The organism is Rhizobium sp. P28RR-XV (genome assembly GCF_012641385.1).
GTDB lineage: Bacteria > Pseudomonadota > Alphaproteobacteria > Rhizobiales > Rhizobiaceae > Rhizobium.
Window position 1 is genome coordinate 67,481 of record NZ_JABAIG010000001.1, and the last position, 20,551, is coordinate 88,031.

Consider the following 20,551-nt stretch of genomic DNA (forward strand, 5'->3'; position numbering starts at 1 on the left):
TGTTGCGTATTGTTGCGTCCGGAGTTCATGTGCCGTGAGTATTTTTTCGACCTTCATCAGGGTCAGTCCCTCTATGAACACAGCACTGGAAGTGCTGAGGGATACCAAGACCAAATTGACCAATGCCGAGCGGCAGATGTCATCAGGCCTGCGGGTGCAGTCAGTCAAAGACGACGCCACATACTGGAAAATCTCGACTTTGACGCATACCGACGTCGGGGCCATCTCGTCGGTGCAGGATGCGCTCGGTCTTGCCGTCTCGACCGTCAGCACCGCTTCCACAGGCGTGAGCAGTGCAATCGACGTCGTGACCGAAATCAGGACGAAGCTTGTCAGCGCCTATGAAACCAGTGTCGACAAGACGAAGCTCAACGACGAGCTTACCCAGCTGAAAGAGCAGTTGCGCAGCGTCGGGGAGTCGGCGACCTTCAATGGCGTCAACTGGACCGTACTGCAGGACGGAGCGGACCCCACCGCGCCACATGAGGTTCCTGGATCCCTCATTCGCGGTACGAACGGAACCATCACGATCGGCATGCTGAATTATGAAGGCGTAAGTTCGACGACCGGCCCCATCACCTCGAGCGATGCGCGTTACCTGATAGACGATCAGTCAAGCGGCACCGGCGGTTACGGCGTCCTGACCTCGACGGCCTTTGCGACCGAGGCCGGCGCTGCGAAAAACTACGTGCTGCTCAACAGCAAGAACGGCAACACCAGCGGCCAGGTGGAGATCTCGCTCGATGCGAATACGACGCAAGGCTCTATCGCCGACATGGTCAACACCGTGACGGGAATGCTGAACCAGCTCCAGACGATCGGATCCGCCTTCGGTTCACTCGAATCGCGCATCAATCTCCAAACCGAGTTCGCCAAGAACCTCAGCGATTCCTTGACCAGCGGTGTCGGCAAGCTCGTGGATGCCGATATGGAGCAGCAGTCGAGTAAGGTTCTGGCGCTGCAGGCCCAGCAGCAGCTCGGATTGCAATCGCTCTCGATTGCCAATGCGAGCTACAATACGGTTCTGCAGCTCTTCAAGAGCTTTTGATTTCCGATGGGGTCCGGAGGAGCCGTGTTGATGGACGGCTTCTCATATCCGGATTTCAATCGGCTTCATCAAAAGCTTCCTTCCCGCCCTATGCACAGGGGATAATGGTCCGAATAAGATTCCTCTTCATGATATCGCCTTAATGCTTCATATCTGCTGCGGCCATCGAACCGGAGAGCGACGATTCCATGATCAAGAAAATTGCCATTCTTGCCCTAGCGGCAGCCTTTTTGAACGCATGCACCACCACCGATCCCTATACGGGTGAGCAGAAAGTCTCCAATACCGCCGGCGGTGCAGCGCTCGGTGCCGGTGTCGGCGCCGTTGCCGGTCTTCTGATCGGCCATTCGCCGGCCTCACGCCGCAATGCCGCGCTGATCGGCGCTGGCGTCGGTGCGCTCGCAGGCGCCGGTATCGGCAACTACATGGACCAGCAGGAATCCGAACTGCGTGCGCAGCTGCAGGGCACCGGCGTTTCGGTGACCCGCGCCGGCGACCGCATCATCCTGAACATGCCGTCGGCGATCACCTTTGACATCGACCAGGATGCGATCAAGCCGGAGTTCTTCTCGACACTGAATTCCGTCGCGATCGTTCTGCGCAAGTTCAACCGCACCCTCATCGACGTCAACGGACATACGGATTCGACCGGCAGCCTGCAGCATAATCAGGATCTGTCCGAACGCCGCGCCGGATCGGTTGCCTCCTACCTCGGCAGCCAGGGCATCGACCAGCGCCGCATGTCGGCCATCGGCTTCGGCCCGTCGCAGCCGGTCGCATCGAATGCGAGCGAGGCTGGCCGCGCCCAGAACCGCCGCGTCGAAATCCAGATCGCGCCGATCACGCAGAACGGATAAGTCTTTTTCGACGACGACGGCCGGGTCTCACGATCCGGCCGTTTTTATTGTATGACAGATCACGCGTGCATGCTGGCGCCCTTGGTGATCTTGTCGACAATTTTCTTTTCGCCGCGCAGCGCGATGCCCACCACCTTGGCGTCCTCCGGCGCGAATTCGGAGAAGACTGCGCGATTGGCGACGTCATGGCCGGTTGAAAACATTTCCTCGATGAAGATGGAAGAAGTAACGCCACGCTCCAGCGAACGGCGATGAATGGCGGCAATGTTCTCCGGCTCAGCCGAAAGCACGATAATGGGCTGGATCGACAAAGCATTGTAGACGTTGCCGGTGCGATCGCGATAGGGTTCGCCGATGATATCGGGATATTGTCCGGCTATGCCTGTCGACAGGAAGGCAGTTACATTCAGCTTCTGCCAGGATTGAAGATCGCTTCGCAGCACGATCGCGATTTTGGTATCGAACATCGGTGGTCACTTTCATGCAGTCTGGGAATGGGACGTTGCGCGAGGATGTAACCGGACAGATCTTCGAGGGTCTTGAACGTTTGTGCGTGGCGCCCGACGCCAACCGCATCCTGTCCGCGCCGGCCTATCCGGGCATCGAGCGCATTCAGGCTCAGTTTCGGGGTGATGCATTCGAACTGCACCGGCACGACACCTATGCGCTCGGCGTCACCATGCGGGGCGTGCAGACGTTCCGTTACCGCGGTGAACAGCGCTACAGCCTGCCGGGACGGGTAATCATCCTTCATCCGGACGAGCTGCATGACGGCGGGGCGGCGACCGAGGACGGGCTCGTCTATCGCATGCTGTATCTGGAACCTTCGGTGCTGTTTCAATGTCTGGAGGCGGCGCGGATCGGTCTGCCTTTCGTCGATGATCCGATCGTGAGGGATGATCGGCTTGCCGGGTTGTTGCTAGCGGCGCTCGGCGAGCTTGATCGTAAGCTGGACGACCTCTTCGTCGATGATTTCCTCTCTCGACTGACCGATGGCCTCGTCCAGCATGCCCGCCTGCCGCAGCGGCCATTGGGCAGCATTGCCTGGGGGCAGGTGAAAACTGCACGGGACTATCTCGAAGAGCATGTCACGCGCGGCGTGCGCTCTCAGGAACTGGAGCGCATCACGGGACTTGACCGTTTTGCGCTGGCACGGCATTTCCGCGCCGCGTTTGCCACCAGTCCGCACCGCTTCTTGCTGATGCGGCGGCTGCAGCAGGCAAAGGCGATGATCGGCGCGGGCGAGCCGATCGCGGAGGTTGCCGCCGCGACCGGATTTGCCGACCAGAGCCATCTGACCCGGCATTTCAAGAAAGCGTTCGGCATCGCGCCGGGTGCCTGGAACAATATGGTGCAGAGAGCCGGGTAGCGCCTGCCGGCCGTCAATGAACGCCGAGGAACTGCCTGAGTTCCGGCGTCCGGGGATTGGCAAAGACTTCGCCGGGTTGGCCAATTTCGTGTACGCGGCCCTGGTGCATGAAAACCACGCGCGAGCAGACGTCACGAGCGAATTTCATCTCATGCGTCACCATCAGCAGCGTCATGCCTTCGCCCGCCAGCTCGCGCACGACGGCGAGAACTTCCGCCACCAGTTCCGGATCCAGCGCGGAGGTAATTTCATCGCAGAGAAGTGCGATCGGCTGCATGGCAAGCGCTCTTGCGATGGCGACGCGCTGCTGCTGGCCGCCGGAGAGTTCATCCGGATAGGCATCGAACTTGTGCCCGAGGCCGACGCGATCGAGCATCCGCCGCGCCATCGCCTCGGCGTCGGCCTTGGCGGTCTTCTTGACGACCATCTGCGACAGCATGACGTTGCGTCCCGCGCTCAGATGCGGGAAGAGATTGAATTGCTGGAAGATCATCCCGACCTTTAGCCGGAGCGCCTTCAGGTGCAGGTCGTCAGGCAAAAGCTGTGCGCCGGCCACGGAAATCGAGCCGTCATTGATCGTTTCCAGCCCGTTGATGCAGCGCAGCAGCGTCGATTTTCCCGAACCGCTCTTACCGATGATGGCGATGACTTCGCCGGGCTCGACATCGAGATTGATGCCTTTGAGGACTTCATTGGCGCCGAAGCTCTTGTGGACTTCAGTGATTTCGATGAGCGACATTGAGCTTCCTCTCCAGGATCTGGCTGCTTTTCGACAGCGGCCAGCACAGGGCGAAATAGATGAGCGCGACGAAGCCATAGACAGTGAACGGCTGGAAGGTCGCATTGGTGATGACGGTGCCGGCCTTGGACAGTTCGACAAAGCCGATGATGGAGGTCAGGGCCGTGCCCTTGACCACCTGCACGGAGAAGCCGACGGTCGGCGGCACGGCGATGCGCAGCGCCTGGGGCAAGATGACGTAGCGCATCTGCTGCAGATAGCCCATGCCGAGACTGGCCGAGGCCTCCCATTGCCCCTTAGCGACGGCCTCGACGCAGCCGCGCCAGATTTCGATCAGAAAGGCCGATGACCAGAGGGTGAGTGCGGCGCCCGCGGCAAGCCATGCCGGCACGTCGATGCCGAACAATCCGAGGCCGAAGAAGGCAAGGAAGAGCTGCATCAGCAGCGGCGTGCCCTGAAATAGCTCGACAAAGTATTTGACCGCGATGCGGCCGGCCCTGGCCTTTCCGATGCGCAAAAACAGCAGGATCGCGCCCACGATGGCGCCCCCGGCGAAGGAGACAAGCGACAGCAATAGCGTCCAGCGTGCGGCCAGAAGCAGGCCGCGCAGGATATCCCATGTGGTGAACTGGATCATTGGCGGGTCCTGCGTGGAAAGATCAGCATCCCCACGGCCGCGAGTGCCTGTCGGAGTAGGATCGCCAGCACGAGGTAGATCGCCGTGGAGGCAAAATAGGCTTCGAAGGCGCGGAACGAGCGCGACTGGATGAAGTTTGCCGCGAAGGTCAGATCTTCGGCAGCGATCTGCGAGACGACCGAGGAGCCGAGCATGACGATGACGACCTGGGATGACAGCGCCGGCCAGATGCGCTGCAAGGATGGCGCGAGGACGACGTGTCGGAAGGTTTCGAACTTGGTCATGGCAAGGCTGTCGCCGGCTTCGAACTGACCGCGCGGCGTCGCCTGGATGCCGGCTCGGATGATCTCGCAGCTATAGGCGCCGAGATTGATGATCATCGCGAGATTGGCGGCCGTCATCTCGTTCATCTGAACGCCGATGCCGGGCAGGCCGAAGAAAATGAAGAAGAGCTGGATCAGAAACGGCGTGTTGCGGATCAGCTCGACATAGGCAGCGACGAAGGGTTTCAGCCAGCGCGGACCGAGCGCGCGCGCCCAGGCGCAGGCTATCCCGAGCAGAATGCCGAACACGGCACCGATCAGGGTCAATTCCACCGTGACGAAAACGCCCTTGATTAGGGCTGGATAATAGTCGGCGAGCCAGCCGAAGTCGAAATGATAGCGCATGAGGTAAAGCCTTGCCGGGGACCGACTGCATCGCCCGCTGACGGTGAAGTCGGCCGCGCCTTCATCAGAAGCCAGCCGGCAGGTCGGCGCCCAGCCATTTCTGCGATATCTTGTTCAGCGTTCCATCGGCCTTGGCTGCGGCGATGATCTCATCGACCTTTTTCTGCAGGGCCGGTTCGTTCTTGCTGAGCCCGATGTAGCAGGGGGAGTTGGTGACGAGGAATTTCATCTCCGGCTTCTTCGGCGGGTTCTTGGCGAGAATGGCCGCGGCGACAACGTTACCGGTCGCGACCAGCTGGACCTGCCCGGACAGGAAGGCGGAGATGGTGCCGTTATTGTCCTCGTAGCGCTTGATCGTGGCGTCCTGCGGCGCGACCTTTGTCAACGCCAGATCCTCGATTGCGCCGCGGGTGACGCCGATCGTCTTGCCGGAAAGGTCTTCCGGCTTGGCGGCGGCGACGTCGCCCGGACCGAAGACGCCATTGAAGAAGGGTGCGTAAGGATCGGAAAAATCGATGACCGCCTGGCGCTCGGCATTCTTGCCCAGGCTCGAAATCACCAGGTCGACCTTGTTCGTCTGCAGGTAGGGGATGCGGTTGGCGCTGGTGACCGGTACGAGTTCGGTTTTCACGCCGAGCTTTTCGCCGATCAGATTGGCCATATCGATATCATAACCCATCGGCGTCATGTCCGGGCCGACGCTGCCAAACGGCGGGAAGTCCTGCGGGACGGCGACGCGGAGGGTGCCGCGCGAGGTTATGTCGCTCAAGGCATCCGCCCGAGCCGCGTGCGGGGAAAGCGACCCCGTCGCCAGCATCGCGATACCGAGTGCCATGAGCAATTGTCTGCGCTTCATCGAATGTCCTTCCAGTCGTGGCGTTTCAAGTCTGGAAAGCAGAAGGCAAGACCTATGCCAGTCGATGGTATATTGCTCCATCGGCTGCAGATATCGCCATGAGAGTGCTTCATCTCTCACTGCGGCCGGATCAATTGTGATTAAAAAATGAGCAATTGCTATTCCCGTGCTTGTTTGAATGCCGCCGAACCCATGCGCCGGAAATGGTTCACTTCATGACTGGACAGTTCCGCCCCAAATGCCTCATAGAACCAATAAGGGGTTAACGCCCTTGGTGACCGCGATCGGGGATACGGACTATGGTTTTGGCTGATGCAAAGGCGGGAACACGCAACGAGGCTGGCATATCGGCCGTTGTCGGCATTCTGAAGCAGACCTTCGGAGAGCGTTTCCAGACCGGTGAAAGCTTTCGCGGCCAACATGCTCACACGACGACCTATATCCCACCGCAGCTTCCTGACGGCGTGGTGTTCGCCGAAACGCGTGAAGACGTGCAGACCGTCGTCAAGGCATGCGCCGAGCATAGGGTTCCGATCATTCCATTCGGCACCGGCTCTTCGCTGGAGGGGCAGGTAAATGCACCGCAAGGCGGGATTTCCATCGATTTCAGCCGGATGAACCGCGTCCTTGAGGTCAATGCCGAGGATCTGGATTGTACGGTCGAGCCCGGCGTCACGCGTGAACAGCTTAACACCTATCTGCGCGATACCGGCCTGTTCTTCCCCATCGATCCTGGCGCCAATGCCTCGATCGGCGGCATGGCATCGACGCGCGCGTCGGGCACGAATGCCGTGCGCTACGGCACGATGAAGGACAATGTGCTGTCCTTGACCGTCGTGACCGCCAATGGCGAGGAAATCCGCACCGCCCGCCGCGCCAGAAAATCATCCGCCGGCTACGATCTAACCCGGCTCTTCGTCGGAGCGGAAGGCACGCTCGGTGTGCTGACCTCGATCACGCTGCGCCTGCAGGGCATTCCGCAGAAGATCGCCGGCGGCGCCTGCGCCTTTCCGGATGTCAAGGCGGCTTGCGATGCCGTGATCATGACGATCCAGATGGGCGTGCCCGTCGCGCGCATCGAGTTGCTGGATGCCATGCAGATGCGGGCCTGCAACCGCTATTCCGGCCTCAGCTACGATGAGAAGCCCACGCTTTTCCTCGAATTTCACGGGACGGACGAGACCGTCGAGCTGCAGTCGGCGCAATTTGCCGAGATCGCAGCCGAATGCGGCGGTGGCGAGTTTCTATGGGCTAGCAATGCGGAGGAACGCAACAAGCTCTGGAAGGCGCGTCACGACGCCTATTGGGCCTGCCGGGCGCTGGCGCCGGAGCTGGCTGCCCTGTCGACGGACGTCTGCGTACCCATCTCACGCCTTGCCGAATGCGTCGCGGAAACCCAGGCCGATATCGAAGCGCATGGCCTGCTGGCACCGATCGTCGGCCATGCCGGCGACGGCAATTTTCACGTGCTTGTCCTGTTCGATGACAAGACGCCGGAAGGGATCGCCGTGGTCGAGGATTTCGTCGCGCGCCTCAATGCGCGTGCGCTTGCCATGGATGGCACCTGCACGGGCGAACATGGGATAGGGCAGGGGAAGATGGCATTTCTCGAGCAGGAACTTGGCGATGCGGTCGATCTAATGCGCCAGATCAAGGAGTCGCTCGATCCGGATGCTATTTTCAATCCCGGCAAGATATTCCGCAGGCACTGAAAGATGGAATATTTTCATGATCTTGGCTTGCTACAGGTGCGAATGACGCTAGGCTGCAGCCGCACTTAGGCGGTTTTTTTCATGAAAAGCCACATGTATGCGCTAGATGGGGCATAGCTCTTAAAAAGAGCTGCTGTGACGGGCGGGGATCGGGTAGAACTGTGCATATTCTAGGTTATGCCGTGTATGCGCTCTGACAAGAGACATCTTGGCGGAAGTTGGGAATGAAGATTGGAGACGATACGCGTTGTTAGGTAAGGTCCTGGTTTTTCTGGGTGGATTGCTCGTGGTGGCGCTGTTCGTGGCGCTGCTTGCTCCGCTCTTCATAGACTGGACCGATTTTCGCAAGAATTTCGAGGATCAGGCGAGCCGCATCATCGGCAAGAAGGTGACCGTTCACGGCACCGTCGATGCCCGCATTCTGCCGTTTCCGTCGGTAACGCTGCACGATGTCCGCGTCGGCCAGGAAGCCGATGGGACGCCGCTGGTGCAGATAGCGGAATTCTCGATGGACGCCGAACTGGCACCTTTCCTTTCCGGCGAAGCGCTGATCTTCGATATGCGCGTATCGAAGCCGAATGTACGTCTGCGTCTGTTGAAGGATGGGACGCTCGACTGGATGCGCGGCAGCCTGCCCGAGATTCCGGCAAAATCGGTGGTGCTCGAAAGCGTCCACGTCGAAGAGGGCGATATCCTCTTCATCGACGAGCAGACGGGCCGCACCCGGCATGTCACCGGCTTCAATGCCCAAATGTCGGCGAGGTCGCTGGCCGGGCCATGGCGCATGGAAGGCGATGCGGCGCTGGACGGCGAGCATGGCAACTTCACCGTTTCCAGCAGCCAGCCCGACGACAACGGCGTCCTGCGCGTCCGCACCCGGCTGATGCCCGACCGCCATCCCGTGAATGTCGATCTCGACGGCGAGCTGAAGCTTGTCGACAGCAAGCCGGACTACATGGGCTCCTTCACGGCTGGTGTCAGTGACAAGCAGGCCCACGATTCCGCCGATCAGAAGGTGGAGCCCCGCATCAAGGGCCGGTTCGAGCTCACGAATGATCGCATTCGCGTTCCGGAATATCGCCTCGAAGTCGGCGCCGACGACGATCCCTATGTGGTAACCGGCGAGGCAACCCTGGATACGGGCTCCAAGCCGGAGTTTCTGTTGACCGCCGATGGTCAGCAGATCGACGTCAATCGGCTCGGCAGCAACAAGGGCTCCAACGGCAAGACGAACCGGAATCCGACCGTCTCCGCGCGTCAGCGCCTGAACAGTCTAATTGCGATCGCCGCCGCAGTTCCCGTGCCGCAGGTGCCGGGCAAGGCGACCTTCCGCCTGCCGGCGATCGTTGCCGGCGACACGACGATCCGCGACGTGCAGCTCGATCTCGAACCGGCGGGAACGGGGTGGAAGATCGACCATGCGATCGGTGCGCTGCCGGGACGTACGCAGGTCGAAGCCCGCGGCAATCTGATGCTGCAGGGCGAACCGAATTTCATCGGAAATCTGGTGGTCGCCTCTAACCAACCGTCGGGGCTGGCATCCTGGCTAGTGGGGTCCGTGGATCCGTCGATCCGCCAGTTGCGCCAAGCCGGTTTTTCCGCCGATGTCAGCTTGCGGCACGAAGAGCAGCGTTTCGAAAATCTGGAGATCGCCGTCGGTTCGGCGATCCTCAAGGGCCGGCTTGACCGCCAGGTGCCGAATGACAAGGACCCGCCGAGACTTGCGGTCGATCTCGCCGGCGATGCGCTCGATCTCGACGCGCTGAGGGCGCTGACCGGGCTGTTCACCGGCCAGGACAGCGACGAAACTCTGTTCGATCACCGGATCACCGCGCATCTCCAGGCCGGCAAGTTCATGGCCTTCGGCGTGCCGGCCGACAATGTCGACACGTCGTTCTCCATAGCGGGCGGCGCGCTGACACTGGACAAGCTTTCCGTGCGCAACGTCGCAGGCGCTGAAATCACCGCCACCGGCCGCGCCGACGGTGAGCCTTCGCACTATAAGGGCTCGGGCGAAATCACCTTCAAGGCCGCCGATCCCGGCCCATTTTTCGAAATGCTGCGCCAGCATCTGCCGCATCATCCCGTCATGGATCGATTGGTGCGCAACGCCGCATGGTACGGAAATACAGCGCTTCGCGGAGCGGTCACGCTTGGCGGCGACCAGGACAACGCGCTGACGGTGACGCTGGCCGGCGTCTCCAACGGCAGCCGCGTCAATTTCGATTACCGTATGTCCGATCTCTCGGCCTTCACGGGCAAGGGCACGACGACGCTCGAGGGAACGCTGGAAAACTCCGTTACGTCCATCCTCTTCGGCCAGGCCGGCCTTGATCCGCTGCCGGTCGAGGCCGATGCCAATGGCCGCCTGACGTTGAAAGTATCCGCCAACGGTACCGATCCGGCCGATGCGGCACTGACCTTTGCTACCGACAAGACCTCGTTCACGGCGAACGGCAAGGTCGACGTGCGTCCCGATACCTTCCTCAACGGCAATATTGCCCTGTCGCTCGAAAGTACCGATCTCGACCCCTATTTCGTGATGAACGGCATCGGCATCCCGCAGATGGGAGCAGGCCTGCCGGTGAAATTCCAGGCCAATGTCGCGCTGAGCCCGGACAAGATCGTATTCTCCGACATGAAGGGGTTGCTTGCCGATAACACCATGTCGGGCGTGCTTACCGTCGATCGCAAGGCGCCGAATATCAAGGCATCGGGCGAATTGTCGCTCGATAAGGCGGATTTCGGCTGGCTGGCGGAGGCGATCTATGGGCCGATCGCGGACGCGAAGACGGGGGGTCTCGACAAGGACAAGCTCGGCTTGCCGGCTTTCACCGGGCTTGATATCGGCGTCAAGCTTTCAGCCAAGCAGGTTTGGCCCGGCATATTCGGTCCCATCTCGAACTTTACCGCCAATGCCTCGTATAAGGGTGAGGAATTACGGCTCAATGATCTGGCTGGCGGCTGGAACGGCGGTACGCTGAACGGCAGCGTCATGCTTGCCAATTCCGATGGCACAGGCTTGCTGCAGGCCAAGCTCAGTCTAATCGATGGCGATTTGGCTGCCGTCGCCTGGCAGCGCGATGGCGCACCGCTCGCCAGTGGTCGTTTCGGCTTTGCCATGAACGCGGAAGCGAGCGGTAGGAGCGTTGCCGAGCTTGCGGCCAATGCCAGCGGCTCGGGAGAGCTCAAGCTTGGCGAAACGCATGTGCGCGGTCTCAATCTCTCCATCCTGTCGCCCCTGCTTTCGGCGACGGATCAGATCCAGGGCGATATCACCGCTGCCAAGGTGCTACCGATCGTGCAGACGCTGCTCAACAATGGCGAAGCGGTGCTTCCGGCCACGAGCATACCCTTCAATATTTCCGCGGGGGTGGCGCGCGCGACGAATATTGCAGCCGGCAATGATGTGGCGAAGCTCTCCGGCAATGCCGAAATGAGCCTGCCGGACGAGCGCATGCGCGGATCCCTCGGCATCGATTTCAATGCGGGAGCCGAGGCGTTGAGCGGCGCCGAGCCTGCCTTGCGTCTCGATTTTGCCGGGCCGCTCACGGCGCCGGGCCGAACGATGGATGTGACCGATGTGACCAGTTTCCTGTCGGTGCGCGCGTTCGAGCGCGAGCGCCGGCGTGTCGAGCGCTTGCAGGCCAATGTGCTCGAGAAGCAGCGGCTCCGGCGCGAGGTGGCGCTCTACAAATTTACTGTTATCGCACGAGAAGCTCAACGCCAGCGTGATGCTGCCATCGAGCAGCAGCGCCGTGCCGAGGAAATCCGCCTGCGCGATCTGGCCCGGCAGGCCGCCGCACAAAAACAGGCACAAGAAGAGGCAAGGGCCAAGCAGCAGGCGGAAGAAGAAGCAAAGGCCAGGGCGGCCGCTGAAGCCAGGACCAGGGCCGAAACGCAGCGCATCCCTGCACCCAACGGCCAGCCGCCGCAAACGAATGGCCCCTTGAATTTCAATGAGCTGCCCGGAATTGCGCAATAACATACGCCTTCGCGGGCAACGAGGGCTGCCGAACCTCCGAAGCGTCTGCGACCGTCGGGCCTAGCGAAATTCGCTGGAGTGGTTCAGCGCTTCACGGAATCGGCAAACCGCTCCATCTCTTTGTTTTATGTAATTGTTTTGTGTAATTCCGGAGGCAACGCGCTGCGCATTTTTGCGCTATGTGCTCTAGTTGCGATCCTTCAGCCATTTGAGAACGTAGAGGCGGAGTGCGGAGGAGAGGTTGCTGCCGGCCTCGCGACCGTCGTCGATCTCGGAGATCAGTGCCGCGAGCGAGGTGCCGCGCGCATTGGCAATGGCCTTCAGTTCTGTCCAGAAGGCGTCTTCCAGGGAAAAGCTTGTGCGATGGCCATGCAGCGTCGCGGAATGTTTACGGATCATCGGCGGATCGATCAAAAATCGGAAATGGTGGGATAAAGTCTGAAAGTGATTCAAAACGCGGAAGTAAGCAACTGATTTCTGAAGTTTTTTATCTCAGGACCGAAATTAGTCTTCGGTCTCCGTCGTCTCCATTCGGCCCGCTTCGTGCGTTTTCACGCTCTTCTCGTTGAGTGCTTTCGTCAGGCTCTTTTCGGTCTTGGTCCGCCCGAAGGTAACACGGTTCTGCTCTGCCTGCTTTTCCTTGACCGAGCGGGCCTGCTTCTTGCGAAACTGACGCAGATTGACGATTTCGGCGCTCATCGATCACCCATGAAATGCGAAGGGAGGCAAATGCCTCCCCATCCATGCCTACTGCTTCTTGCGGAACGCGTCGAGAGAGACGACCGATCCCGGTTTCTTTTCCTCGCCGTCCTTGGCCGCTGCCGCCGGAGCTTCCTCGCCTTCGACCGGCACCGGATAGGCGGTGATTTCGCTGGAGGAGAGTTCCTCCTCGTCGGCCAGCGGCACGTCGAACTCCAGCTCGAAGTTGACGGAGGGATCGTAGAAGCCGCGAATGGCATTGAAGGGGACGACCAGCTTTTCCGGAACGTCGGAGAAGGAGAGGCCGATCTCGAACTGGCTTTCGGTGATCTTCAGATCCCAGAACTGATGCTGGATGACGATGGTCATCTGCTCGGGATACTTCGTCTTCAGGTGCTGCGAGATGCGCACGCCGGGAGCGCCTGTCAGGAAAGTGATGAAGAAATGATGGTCACCGGGCAGGCGACCTGTGGCGCCGACCTCGGTCAACACCTTGCGGATGACTCCACGCAAGGCGTCCTGTGCCAAAATGTCGTAGCGGATATGATCCTGCCCCATGCTTTCCTGTCTTTCGTTGGCCATGTTTTTTATAGGCTTATGCCACGCTGAACGTCGCCGGAAAAGCCCTATGCGCGAGTCATCGCCTGACGATCTATAATATAGCAATGGAGAAGAAGGTGAAGGCTTCTGTTGCCAGGTGCCTTCGAACCCCGCCTAAGAGTGCGACCCCTTAGGACTTTATTTGAAGTGTCACACCGCGATTAAGCAGCGAGACGAGCTTCCGCATAGTTGTCGTTTGCAACTACAATTTTAGCCCGATAACGGCGGTACAATGCCGAGCGAAAAGTCGATCTTTACACCCTTGTCGATCCTGTTTCGCCCCCATCAAAAGCCGGTCTGACGCCAGTCTTGCCGGCCGGTTTTTGGTGGAGGCGCCGGGTACCGCCCCCGGGTCCAATAGGTTTATTACACCGCTCATTTATCGCCATAGCCGGCCCGAAGACCGGCACGGCTGATATAGTGTTTTCCGCGCGCGAAGGGAAGGGCAATTGTCATAAATGCTTCGCCGAAACATCGCTTTGCGCTGGAGGGCGCGAGATTTGCCTGAATTAAGTTTCTCTACAGTTGGTTTCGTCCCGGCTTGTCATTAAAATCGCCAGAAAGGAATCGGCCGGACACGGCGGCAATCGGCCGCTGGTGGCATCCGTGCCGCCGGCAAATTTCAAGCGATTTCGGAGCGGAAGATGGCTCGTCACCCGGAGTATCAATATCTCGACCTGATGGAGCACTTGCTCGAGCATGGTGATCGCCGGATCGACCGCACGGGCGTCGGCACCTTGAGCGGCCTCGGCGCGATGATGCGCTTCGACCTTTCGAAGGGGCAGATCCCGATCTTCACGACGAAGCGCGTCTACTGGAAACTTGCCGTCAAGGAGATGCTCTGGTTCCTGACCGGCGACACCAATATCCGCAATCTCCTCAAGGAGAACGTGCGGATCTGGACCGACTGGCCGCTGGCGAAATATCGCAAGGCCACCGGAGAGGATATCGATCAGCTAGCCTTCGAAAAGCGGGTCCTCGAGGACGAGGCTTTCGCGCTTCAATGGGGCGATCTCGGCCCGGTCTATGGCAAGCAGTGGCGGCAGTGGCGCGATGCCGAGGGGCGGGTGCATGACCAGCTGGCCTCTGTCATCCAGGATCTCAAAACCAACCCTAGCAGCCGCCGGATGATTTTCCATGCCTGGAATGTCGGAGAGCTTGCCGACATGGCGCTGCATCCCTGCCACATGGTCTATCAGTTTCATGTGGTGAACATTTCGGCCGAGGGGGGCAAACGGCCGCGCCTTAGCCTGATGGTGTTCCAGCGCTCATGCGATCTGTTCCTGGGCAATCCCTTCAACATCTCCCAGCAGGCGGCTTTGTTAGCCATGGTCGCGCAGCAGGTCGACATGGATGTGGGAGGACTGGTCTGGTCGGGCGGCGACGTGCACCTCTATCTCAATCATCTCGATGCCATCCGCGAACAGCTCAGCCGAGAGCCGAAGCCGTTCCCGACACTGCGTCTGCTGCGCCGGCCCGACAGCATCGACGACTATCGCATCGAGGATTTCGAGGTTGTCGGTTATGAGCCGCATGCCGCGATCGCGGCCGAGGTTGCGGTTTAGGCGTTTCGGCCGGCAACGAGAACGGCGCCGCTGACGAGCAGCAAGGCGCCGACAAGCTGCCACATGCTGAAACCGGCCATCGTCTTTCCGGAGATGGCGGCGTCGAAGGCGAGGCCCGCCAGCAATTGGCTGGCGACGAGCACGGCAATGGTGGGTGCGGCGCCAAGGCGCTGATATCCCAGTATGCCCGCAAAGACGAAGAAGGAGCCAAGAAGGCCTGGCAGCAAGGCCCATGGCCTGATGGCACCGGCCGCTTCCGTAAGGCCGGCCATACCGTTGCGGGAAATCAGGATCACGAGCAGCGCCGTCAGCCCGACCGAGGAGTTGATGACGAGCGTGATAAGCACGGTCGATACTGACTGGGTGATCCGCACCATCAATGCGTTCTGCAGAACCAGCGATATGCCGGCGAGAATGAGCGTTGCCACCGTGATCGGCATGATACTTGCGCCTTCAGGTGGTCGGCTTGGAGTCGGGATCGATACGCTCATCAAGCAAAAGCTGCAGGAACGCAAGATCGAGCCAGCGTCCAAATTTGGTGCCGACCTGCGGAAGAAGGCCGACCTGTTGGAAGCCGAGCTTTTCGTGCAGCCGGATCGAGGCCTCATTGCCGGCCTCGATGCCCGCGACCATGGCATGCTTGCCGATCGCCCGGGCACGCCCGATCAGCTCGACCATGAGCGCCTTGCCGATGCCGCCGCGATATTGATCGTTGCGGACATAGACGGAGTGCTCGACCGTGTGCCGATAGCCGTCGAAGGCGCGCCAGTCGCCGAAGGAGGCGTAGCCGATGGTGTCGCCACTATCGTCGATCGCCACCAGTACCGGATAACCGAGCTTGTGCCGATCCCGCAGCCATTGTCTGCGATTGGTGATATCGACCTGCGTATCGTTCCAGATCGCGGCGGTATTTGCGACGGCGTCATTGTAGATCGCGGTAATTCCCGCGAGATCCTCGTCTCTCGCATCGCGAATTTGCATCGGCGGCTCCGTGGGCTATCCACTAAATTGGATGAGCGTGTGGTCTTGCTCTTTCATGCTGTCATACACCGATTTCGATATCTGTCTACTATATTATTACAAAAATCCTGTAGCCGGCAAAATTCGATAGCGGCTTGCGTCGTGGTCGACGTATCAAAATCCACCACCATTATCAACGGATAATGGAGGTTTTTTGACTAATATTGAGGGCGCTTATCGGTAGTATGTGTGTAGCTTCAAATTGGAAAGCTGCGTGCGGCGATTGTCACCACTGTGAAAGTCCACTATAGTAAACACATGTCTCAACTTGATGATATCGATAGGCGTATCGGCTCGCGCATTCGCATCGAACGGGAAAGCCGTGGCTGGTCGCTGACGGAGCTCGCCGAACGCTCGACAGTGTCCCGCGCCATGATCCACAAGATCGAACGTGGCGAGAGCAGCCCGACGGCGACGCTGCTCGGCAAGCTTTCCGGCGCCTTCAGCTTGAGCATGTCGACCTTGATGGCGCGTGCGGAGATGCAGCAAGGCCGTTTCCTGAAAAAGGAGGACCAACCGGTCTGGGTCGATCCGCAGACCGGTTACGAGCGGCGGCATGTCTCCCCGAAGTCCGATCTGCCGCTGGATCTCGTGCGCATCGAATTGCCTGCGGGAGCGGAGGTTCCGATGCCCGCATCGGCCTATGCCTTCATGCGGCAGCTCATCTGGGTGCTGGAGGGGCGGCTGACCTTTGTCGAAGGAGATGTGAGACATTCGATGTCGGCGGGCGACTGCCTCGAGCTCGGGCCGCCGACGGATTGCATCTTCAGGAATGAAAGCGGAATGCCCTGCACCTATGCCGTCCTCGTGCTGCGCAGCGCATGAGGGGTGGCGTTAAACTTGGCGTTACCGCGCGGCATTGCGCTCGTCCGGCCGAGCGATGGGCGATATGCTGCCATCTTCCTCTGCGGAGAAGGAGATTGACCTTGGAGATCGCAGTCATCGGAGCCGGCGCAATGGGGAGTGCCATTGGCCGGCGTTTGGCCGAGAATGGGGCGAGGGTGGTCACCTATCTCGAGGGACGCTCGGCTTCGACCATCGAGCGGGCGAAAGCAGCCGGGATGGAGCCGGTCGGCCTGGACGTTGTCGCTGCGTCCCCTCTTATTCTTTCCATCGTACCACCGGCTGAGGCGATTGCGGTCGCCAAGCAGATCGCCGGCGAGCTGCGCCGAAACGGCAGTAAGACGACGTTCATGGACTGCAACGCGATTTCGCCTAAGACCATGGCCGAGGTTGCGGCGATTTTCGGCAGCGACTGCGGCGTGGTTCTCGATGGCTCCATCATTGGCGGTCCGCCGAAGCCCGGCCAGAAGGGGCCGAAGCTCTATGTCAGCGGCGACGCGGCCAACGATAGCGGCGCGCTTGTGGAGCATGGACTTCAGGTTCGCCGCATCGACGGGCCGATCGGCGCGGCTTCGGCCTTGAAGATGTGCTATGCCGGCATCAACAAGGGCGTGACCGGTCTCGGTACGGCCATGCTGCTTGCGGCGATCCGTTCGGGCGCGGATGCAGCCCTGAAACGCGAGCTTCAGGAGAGTCTGCCGGATCTCGATGCGAAATTCGTGCTGGGTCTTCCGGACATGTATCCCAAAGCCTATCGTTGGGTCGCCGAGATGGAGGAGATTTCGGATTTCCTTGGCGAAGACGATCCCGCTGCGCTGATATTCAGGGGCATGGCCGGGCTCTATCGAAAGATGGCTGAGGATCGGGACGACGGAGGTCTTCTGGCCGGCCAGCTCGACAAATTCAACAATGGTGTGTGAGGCGGGAGCGGCGAGGCGTCTTCCATCTCCCGTGGCCGCCATCCTGATGTAAAGTCGCCGCGCCGACTCGATTGGTGTCGGCGACATGGAGATGGAGTGAGGGAGACGCATGACCCAGCCGATCAAGACCATCGTCGTTGCCGTATCGCGCAACGGCATCATCGGGCGCGAAGGTGACATGCCCTGGCGATTGTCATCCGATCTCAAGCGCTTCAAGGCAATGACTCTGGGCAAACCCGTGGTCATGGGGCGAAAGACGTTCCAATCGATCGGCCGGCCCTTGCCCGGCCGGCCAAATATCGTCATCACCCGCGACACCGGTTTCTCGGTCGAAGGGATAGCGGTGGTGCATTCGCTTGAAGAGGGTATCGAGGCTGCATCGCGTCTTGCGCGCGAGAGCGATGTCGACGAAATCTGTATCCTTGGCGGCGGTGAGATCTATCGACAGGCTATTGGAGTTGCCGATCGTTTACTGATTACCCATGTGGAGGCTGATGTGGAGGGTGACACCGCCTTTCCAGCGGTTGATCCCGCCATATGGCAGGCCGAAAGCGAGCTTGCAGTGCCGGCCGGCGAGAAGGACACGTATCCGACACGTTTCGTCAGCTATTTCAGGCGAAAAGCATAAGAGCTGGCCTCGAAAATCAAATATTTTCCAATGAATCCGACGAACTTCCTCAAGTCTCGTTGAAAGCAGGTGCTTCGATACCTATAACGGGAAACAATCGCTGCCGCCTGCAGATTTCGAGACATGAATTTTGCAGGTTCGGCGCGATTTCGGGAGTCAACAAACAAAGAGGTTTTGATGCCTTGGAGCAATCAGAATGGCGGCGGCGGTGGCCCATGGGGCGGCGGTGGCGGCGGAAATAATCAGGGACCTTGGGGGCAAGGACCAAACCGGCCGCGGGGAAGCGGCAACGGAGGGCCTCCGGACCTTGAGGATATCATTCGCCGTGGTCAGGACCGATTGAAAGGTTTCGTGCCCGGTGGCTTCAACGCAGGCGTCGTCCTTATCATCATCGCAGTAATCGCCGTTTTCTGGCTGATCCAGTGCATCTACACGGTGCAGCCGGACGAGCGCGGCGTGGAATTGCGCTTCGGCAAGCCGCGTGAGGAAGTCTCGATGCCCGGCCTGCATTTCCATATCTGGCCGATGGACCGCATCGAATTCGTCAAGGTAACCGAGCAGCAGCGCAATATCGGCGGCCGTTCAACCGCCGGCTCGACCGCCGGCCTAATGCTGACGGGCGATCAGAACATCGTCAACGTGCAGTTCTCGGTTCTTTATACGGTGACCAACCCGCAATCCTATCTGTTCAATCTCGAGACCCCCGACGAGACGCTGCAGCAGGTTGCCGAAAGCGCCATGCGCGAGATTGTCGGTCGCCGTCCTGCCCAGGACATCTATCGCGACAAGCGCCAGGAAGTCGCGACCGAAGTGAGAAGTATCATCCAGGATACCATGGATCGCTATGGTTCGGGTATTTCCATCAACGCTGTGCCGATCGAAGATGTTTCGCCGCCGCGTGAAGTGGCGGATGCCTTCGATGAAGTGCAGCGCGCCGAGCAGAATGAAGACCAGCAGGTGGAAGAGGCCAATCAATACGCCAACCAGAAGCTCGGTCAGGCCCGCGGTCGCGCGGCTCAGATCCGCGAAGAAGCAGCCGCCTACAAGGACCGTGTGGTGAAGGAAGCCCAGGGTGAGGCGCAGCGCTTCATCTCGATCTATGACGAGTACGTCAAGGCGCCGGAAGTCACCCGCAAGCGTCTGTTCCTCGAAACCATGGAGTCCGTCATCGGCAATTCCAACAGCATCATCATCGACGATAAGCAGGGTGTCGTGCCTTACCTGCCGCTGAATGAAATCGGCAAGCAGTCCACGGCGCCGGCGGGCAAGCCCGCCGCTGCAACTCAGCCGGAGGCCAAATAATGACATCCAGCCGTTTGCCAGCCATTCTCATCGCGCTCGCGGTAGTGCTGCTGCTCGTTTATTCGTCGGTGTTCGTGGTCAATGCCCGCGAACAGGCTATCGTTCTGCGCTTCGGCCAGATCCGTGAGGTCAAGACGGAACCGGGTCTCTACTTCAAGCTGCCTTTCGCCTTCATGGATGCCGATCGTGTCCAGTATGTGCAGCTGCAGGAGCTTCGCTTTGATCTGGACAATATCCGCGTCCAGGTCTCCGGCGGCAAGTTCTATGAAGTCGATGCCTTCGTCGTCTACAAGATCATGGATGCACGTAAGTTCCGCGAGACCGTTTCCGGCGATCGCGACGCGGCGGAATCACGCCTGAGAACCCGCCTCGACGCCGCATTGCGCCGTGTTTACGGTCTGCGCGGTTTCGAAGCGGCGCTTTCCGAGGAACGCGCCTCTATGATGACGGAAGTGCGCAACGATCTGCATCGCGATGCCGAAACGCTCGGTCTCAACATCGAGGACGTCCGCATCCGCCGCACCGACCTGACCCAGGAAGTGTCGCAGCAGACCTATGATCGCATGAAGGCCGAGCGTCTGGCGGAAGCCGAACTCATCCGCGCCAGGGGTAACGAAGAAGGCCAGAAGCGACGCGCGATCGCTGACCGTCAGGTTGTCGAGATCGTTGCTGATGCACAGAAGGATTCGGAAGTCTTGCGCGGTCAGGGCGAGGCGGAGCGCAACGGTATCTTTGCGGATGCCTCGAAGCGCGATCCGAATTTCTACGAGTTCTATCGCTCGATGGCCGCCTATAACAAGGCGTTTGTATCGGGTAGCAAGACGCTTGTCCTGCCGCCGAACCAATCGGCTTTCTTCAAGTTTTTCGACAGTCCCTTGGGTTCTACGCCCAATTCCGAGGCGCCGGCGCTTGCCAATCCGACGCCGCCCGCGAAGTAAGGCGTCAAATCAAGGAATGGAAGGGCTGCCTCACGGCGGCCCTTTTCCTTATGGTAGATCGCATCACCTTTACCATGTCGCATCGTCGGCGCGGAGTGCGGGGATTTCGCAAAAAGGTGATTTCACGCTTCATCATTCCGCCTTATGTTGATGCTTATACAAGAT

The 20,551-nt window shown here is 59.9% G+C and carries 21 protein-coding genes and 1 other RNA gene; 11 read left to right on the top strand and 11 right to left on the bottom strand.

The window, feature by feature from the left end; all coding sequences use genetic code 11:
* Positions 1-73 precede the first annotated feature (73 nt).
* Both HGP12_RS00315 and HGP12_RS00320 read left to right on the top strand, forming a co-directional pair.
* Entirely contained in the window at positions 74-1,048 is a 975-nt protein-coding gene (locus tag HGP12_RS00315) for a flagellin (protein ID WP_168843692.1), read from the top strand.
* A gap of 188 nt (positions 1,049-1,236) precedes the next feature.
* A complete protein-coding gene (locus HGP12_RS00320) occupies positions 1,237-1,905 on the top strand; it encodes an OmpA family protein (protein ID WP_168843659.1) in 669 nt (222 codons plus the stop codon).
* Between the two features lie 59 nt (positions 1,906-1,964).
* On the opposite strand, the gene HGP12_RS00325 is transcribed toward HGP12_RS00320, so the two are convergent.
* A complete protein-coding gene (locus HGP12_RS00325; RefSeq protein ID WP_168843660.1) occupies positions 1,965-2,372 on the bottom strand; it encodes a DUF2000 family protein in 408 nt (135 codons plus the stop codon).
* Between the two features lie 14 nt (positions 2,373-2,386).
* Between HGP12_RS00325 and HGP12_RS00330 the strand changes: the two genes are divergently transcribed.
* Positions 2,387-3,274: an AraC family transcriptional regulator gene (locus HGP12_RS00330; RefSeq protein ID WP_409526871.1), complete on the top strand. Its 888-nt coding sequence runs from the start codon at positions 2,387-2,389 to the stop codon at positions 3,272-3,274.
* A gap of 13 nt (positions 3,275-3,287) precedes the next feature.
* Here HGP12_RS00330 and HGP12_RS00335 read toward each other — a convergent pair whose 3' ends face one another.
* The 4 genes from HGP12_RS00335 to HGP12_RS00350 all read right to left on the bottom strand — a co-directional run bounded on the left by HGP12_RS00335 (position 3,288) and on the right by HGP12_RS00350 (position 6,153).
* Complete coding sequence (locus HGP12_RS00335; protein WP_168843662.1) at positions 3,288-4,013, bottom strand: amino acid ABC transporter ATP-binding protein; 726 nt, start codon at positions 4,011-4,013, stop codon at positions 3,288-3,290.
* The gene (locus HGP12_RS00340; protein ID WP_168843663.1) at positions 3,991-4,650 is read right to left on the bottom strand and encodes an amino acid ABC transporter permease; all 660 of its coding nucleotides are present in this window, start codon (positions 4,648-4,650) and stop codon (positions 3,991-3,993) included. The genes HGP12_RS00335 and HGP12_RS00340 overlap by 23 nt, the downstream gene beginning before the upstream one ends.
* On the bottom strand, positions 4,647-5,318 hold the full coding sequence (locus tag HGP12_RS00345) for an amino acid ABC transporter permease (protein WP_168843664.1): 672 nt from the start codon (positions 5,316-5,318) through the stop codon (positions 4,647-4,649). The genes HGP12_RS00340 and HGP12_RS00345 overlap by 4 nt, the downstream gene beginning before the upstream one ends.
* Before the next feature lie 64 nt (positions 5,319-5,382).
* Entirely contained in the window at positions 5,383-6,153 is a 771-nt protein-coding gene (locus HGP12_RS00350; RefSeq protein ID WP_409526872.1) for a transporter substrate-binding domain-containing protein, read from the bottom strand.
* Between the two features lie 320 nt (positions 6,154-6,473).
* On the opposite strand from HGP12_RS00350, the gene HGP12_RS00355 reads away from it, so the two are divergent.
* Positions 6,474-7,886, top strand: a complete 1,413-nt coding sequence (locus tag HGP12_RS00355; RefSeq protein WP_168843666.1) for an FAD-binding oxidoreductase — start codon at positions 6,474-6,476, stop codon at positions 7,884-7,886.
* Positions 7,887-8,133: 247 nt separating this feature from the next.
* On the top strand, positions 8,134-11,871 hold the full coding sequence (locus tag HGP12_RS00360) for an AsmA family protein (RefSeq protein WP_168843667.1): 3,738 nt from the start codon (positions 8,134-8,136) through the stop codon (positions 11,869-11,871).
* Positions 11,872-12,057: 186 nt separating this feature from the next.
* Here the strand turns inward: HGP12_RS00360 and HGP12_RS00365 are convergent, their stop codons facing one another.
* The 4 genes from HGP12_RS00365 to ssrA form a co-directional block, all read right to left on the bottom strand.
* Positions 12,058-12,270, bottom strand: a complete 213-nt coding sequence (locus HGP12_RS00365; protein WP_041677915.1) for a ribbon-helix-helix domain-containing protein — start codon at positions 12,268-12,270, stop codon at positions 12,058-12,060.
* A gap of 105 nt (positions 12,271-12,375) precedes the next feature.
* A complete protein-coding gene (locus HGP12_RS00370) occupies positions 12,376-12,570 on the bottom strand; it encodes a DUF4169 family protein (RefSeq protein WP_168843668.1) in 195 nt (64 codons plus the stop codon).
* Between the two features lie 48 nt (positions 12,571-12,618).
* The gene (locus tag HGP12_RS00375) at positions 12,619-13,128 is read right to left on the bottom strand and encodes an SspB family protein (RefSeq protein WP_168843693.1); all 510 of its coding nucleotides are present in this window, start codon (positions 13,126-13,128) and stop codon (positions 12,619-12,621) included.
* Between the two features lie 118 nt (positions 13,129-13,246).
* Positions 13,247-13,617: a transfer-messenger RNA gene (gene ssrA / locus HGP12_RS00380) on the bottom strand.
* A 197-nt stretch (positions 13,618-13,814) separates the two neighbouring features.
* Between ssrA and HGP12_RS00385 the strand changes: the two genes are divergently transcribed.
* Positions 13,815-14,735 (top strand): thymidylate synthase, encoded by a 921-nt coding sequence (locus tag HGP12_RS00385; protein WP_168843669.1) that lies wholly within the window; start codon positions 13,815-13,817, stop codon positions 14,733-14,735.
* Here the strand turns inward: HGP12_RS00385 and HGP12_RS00390 are convergent.
* Both HGP12_RS00390 and HGP12_RS00395 read right to left on the bottom strand, forming a co-directional pair.
* The gene (locus HGP12_RS00390; RefSeq protein WP_168843670.1) at positions 14,732-15,175 is read right to left on the bottom strand and encodes a DMT family transporter; all 444 of its coding nucleotides are present in this window, start codon (positions 15,173-15,175) and stop codon (positions 14,732-14,734) included. The two genes, HGP12_RS00385 and HGP12_RS00390, sit on opposite strands and share 4 nt — an antisense overlap.
* Before the next feature lie 13 nt (positions 15,176-15,188).
* Positions 15,189-15,716 (bottom strand): GNAT family N-acetyltransferase, encoded by a 528-nt coding sequence (locus HGP12_RS00395; RefSeq protein WP_168843671.1) that lies wholly within the window; start codon positions 15,714-15,716, stop codon positions 15,189-15,191.
* Positions 15,717-16,013: 297 nt separating this feature from the next.
* On the opposite strand from HGP12_RS00395, the gene HGP12_RS00400 reads away from it, so the two are divergent.
* From HGP12_RS00400 to hflC, 5 genes are all read left to right on the top strand, one after another.
* Positions 16,014-16,580 (top strand): helix-turn-helix domain-containing protein, encoded by a 567-nt coding sequence (locus tag HGP12_RS00400; RefSeq protein WP_168843672.1) that lies wholly within the window; start codon positions 16,014-16,016, stop codon positions 16,578-16,580.
* 101 nt (positions 16,581-16,681) lie between these two features.
* Positions 16,682-17,518: an NAD(P)-dependent oxidoreductase gene (locus HGP12_RS00405; RefSeq protein WP_168843673.1), complete on the top strand. Its 837-nt coding sequence runs from the start codon at positions 16,682-16,684 to the stop codon at positions 17,516-17,518.
* A 109-nt stretch (positions 17,519-17,627) separates the two neighbouring features.
* Positions 17,628-18,146, top strand: coding sequence for a dihydrofolate reductase (locus HGP12_RS00410; RefSeq protein WP_168843674.1), 519 nt, complete (start codon positions 17,628-17,630; stop codon positions 18,144-18,146).
* 177 nt (positions 18,147-18,323) lie between these two features.
* Complete coding sequence (gene hflK / locus HGP12_RS00415) at positions 18,324-19,448, top strand: FtsH protease activity modulator HflK (protein WP_168843675.1); 1,125 nt, start codon at positions 18,324-18,326, stop codon at positions 19,446-19,448.
* A complete protein-coding gene (gene hflC / locus HGP12_RS00420; protein ID WP_168843676.1) occupies positions 19,448-20,386 on the top strand; it encodes a protease modulator HflC in 939 nt (312 codons plus the stop codon). The genes hflK and hflC overlap by 1 nt, the downstream gene beginning before the upstream one ends.
* Positions 20,387-20,551 lie beyond the last annotated feature (165 nt).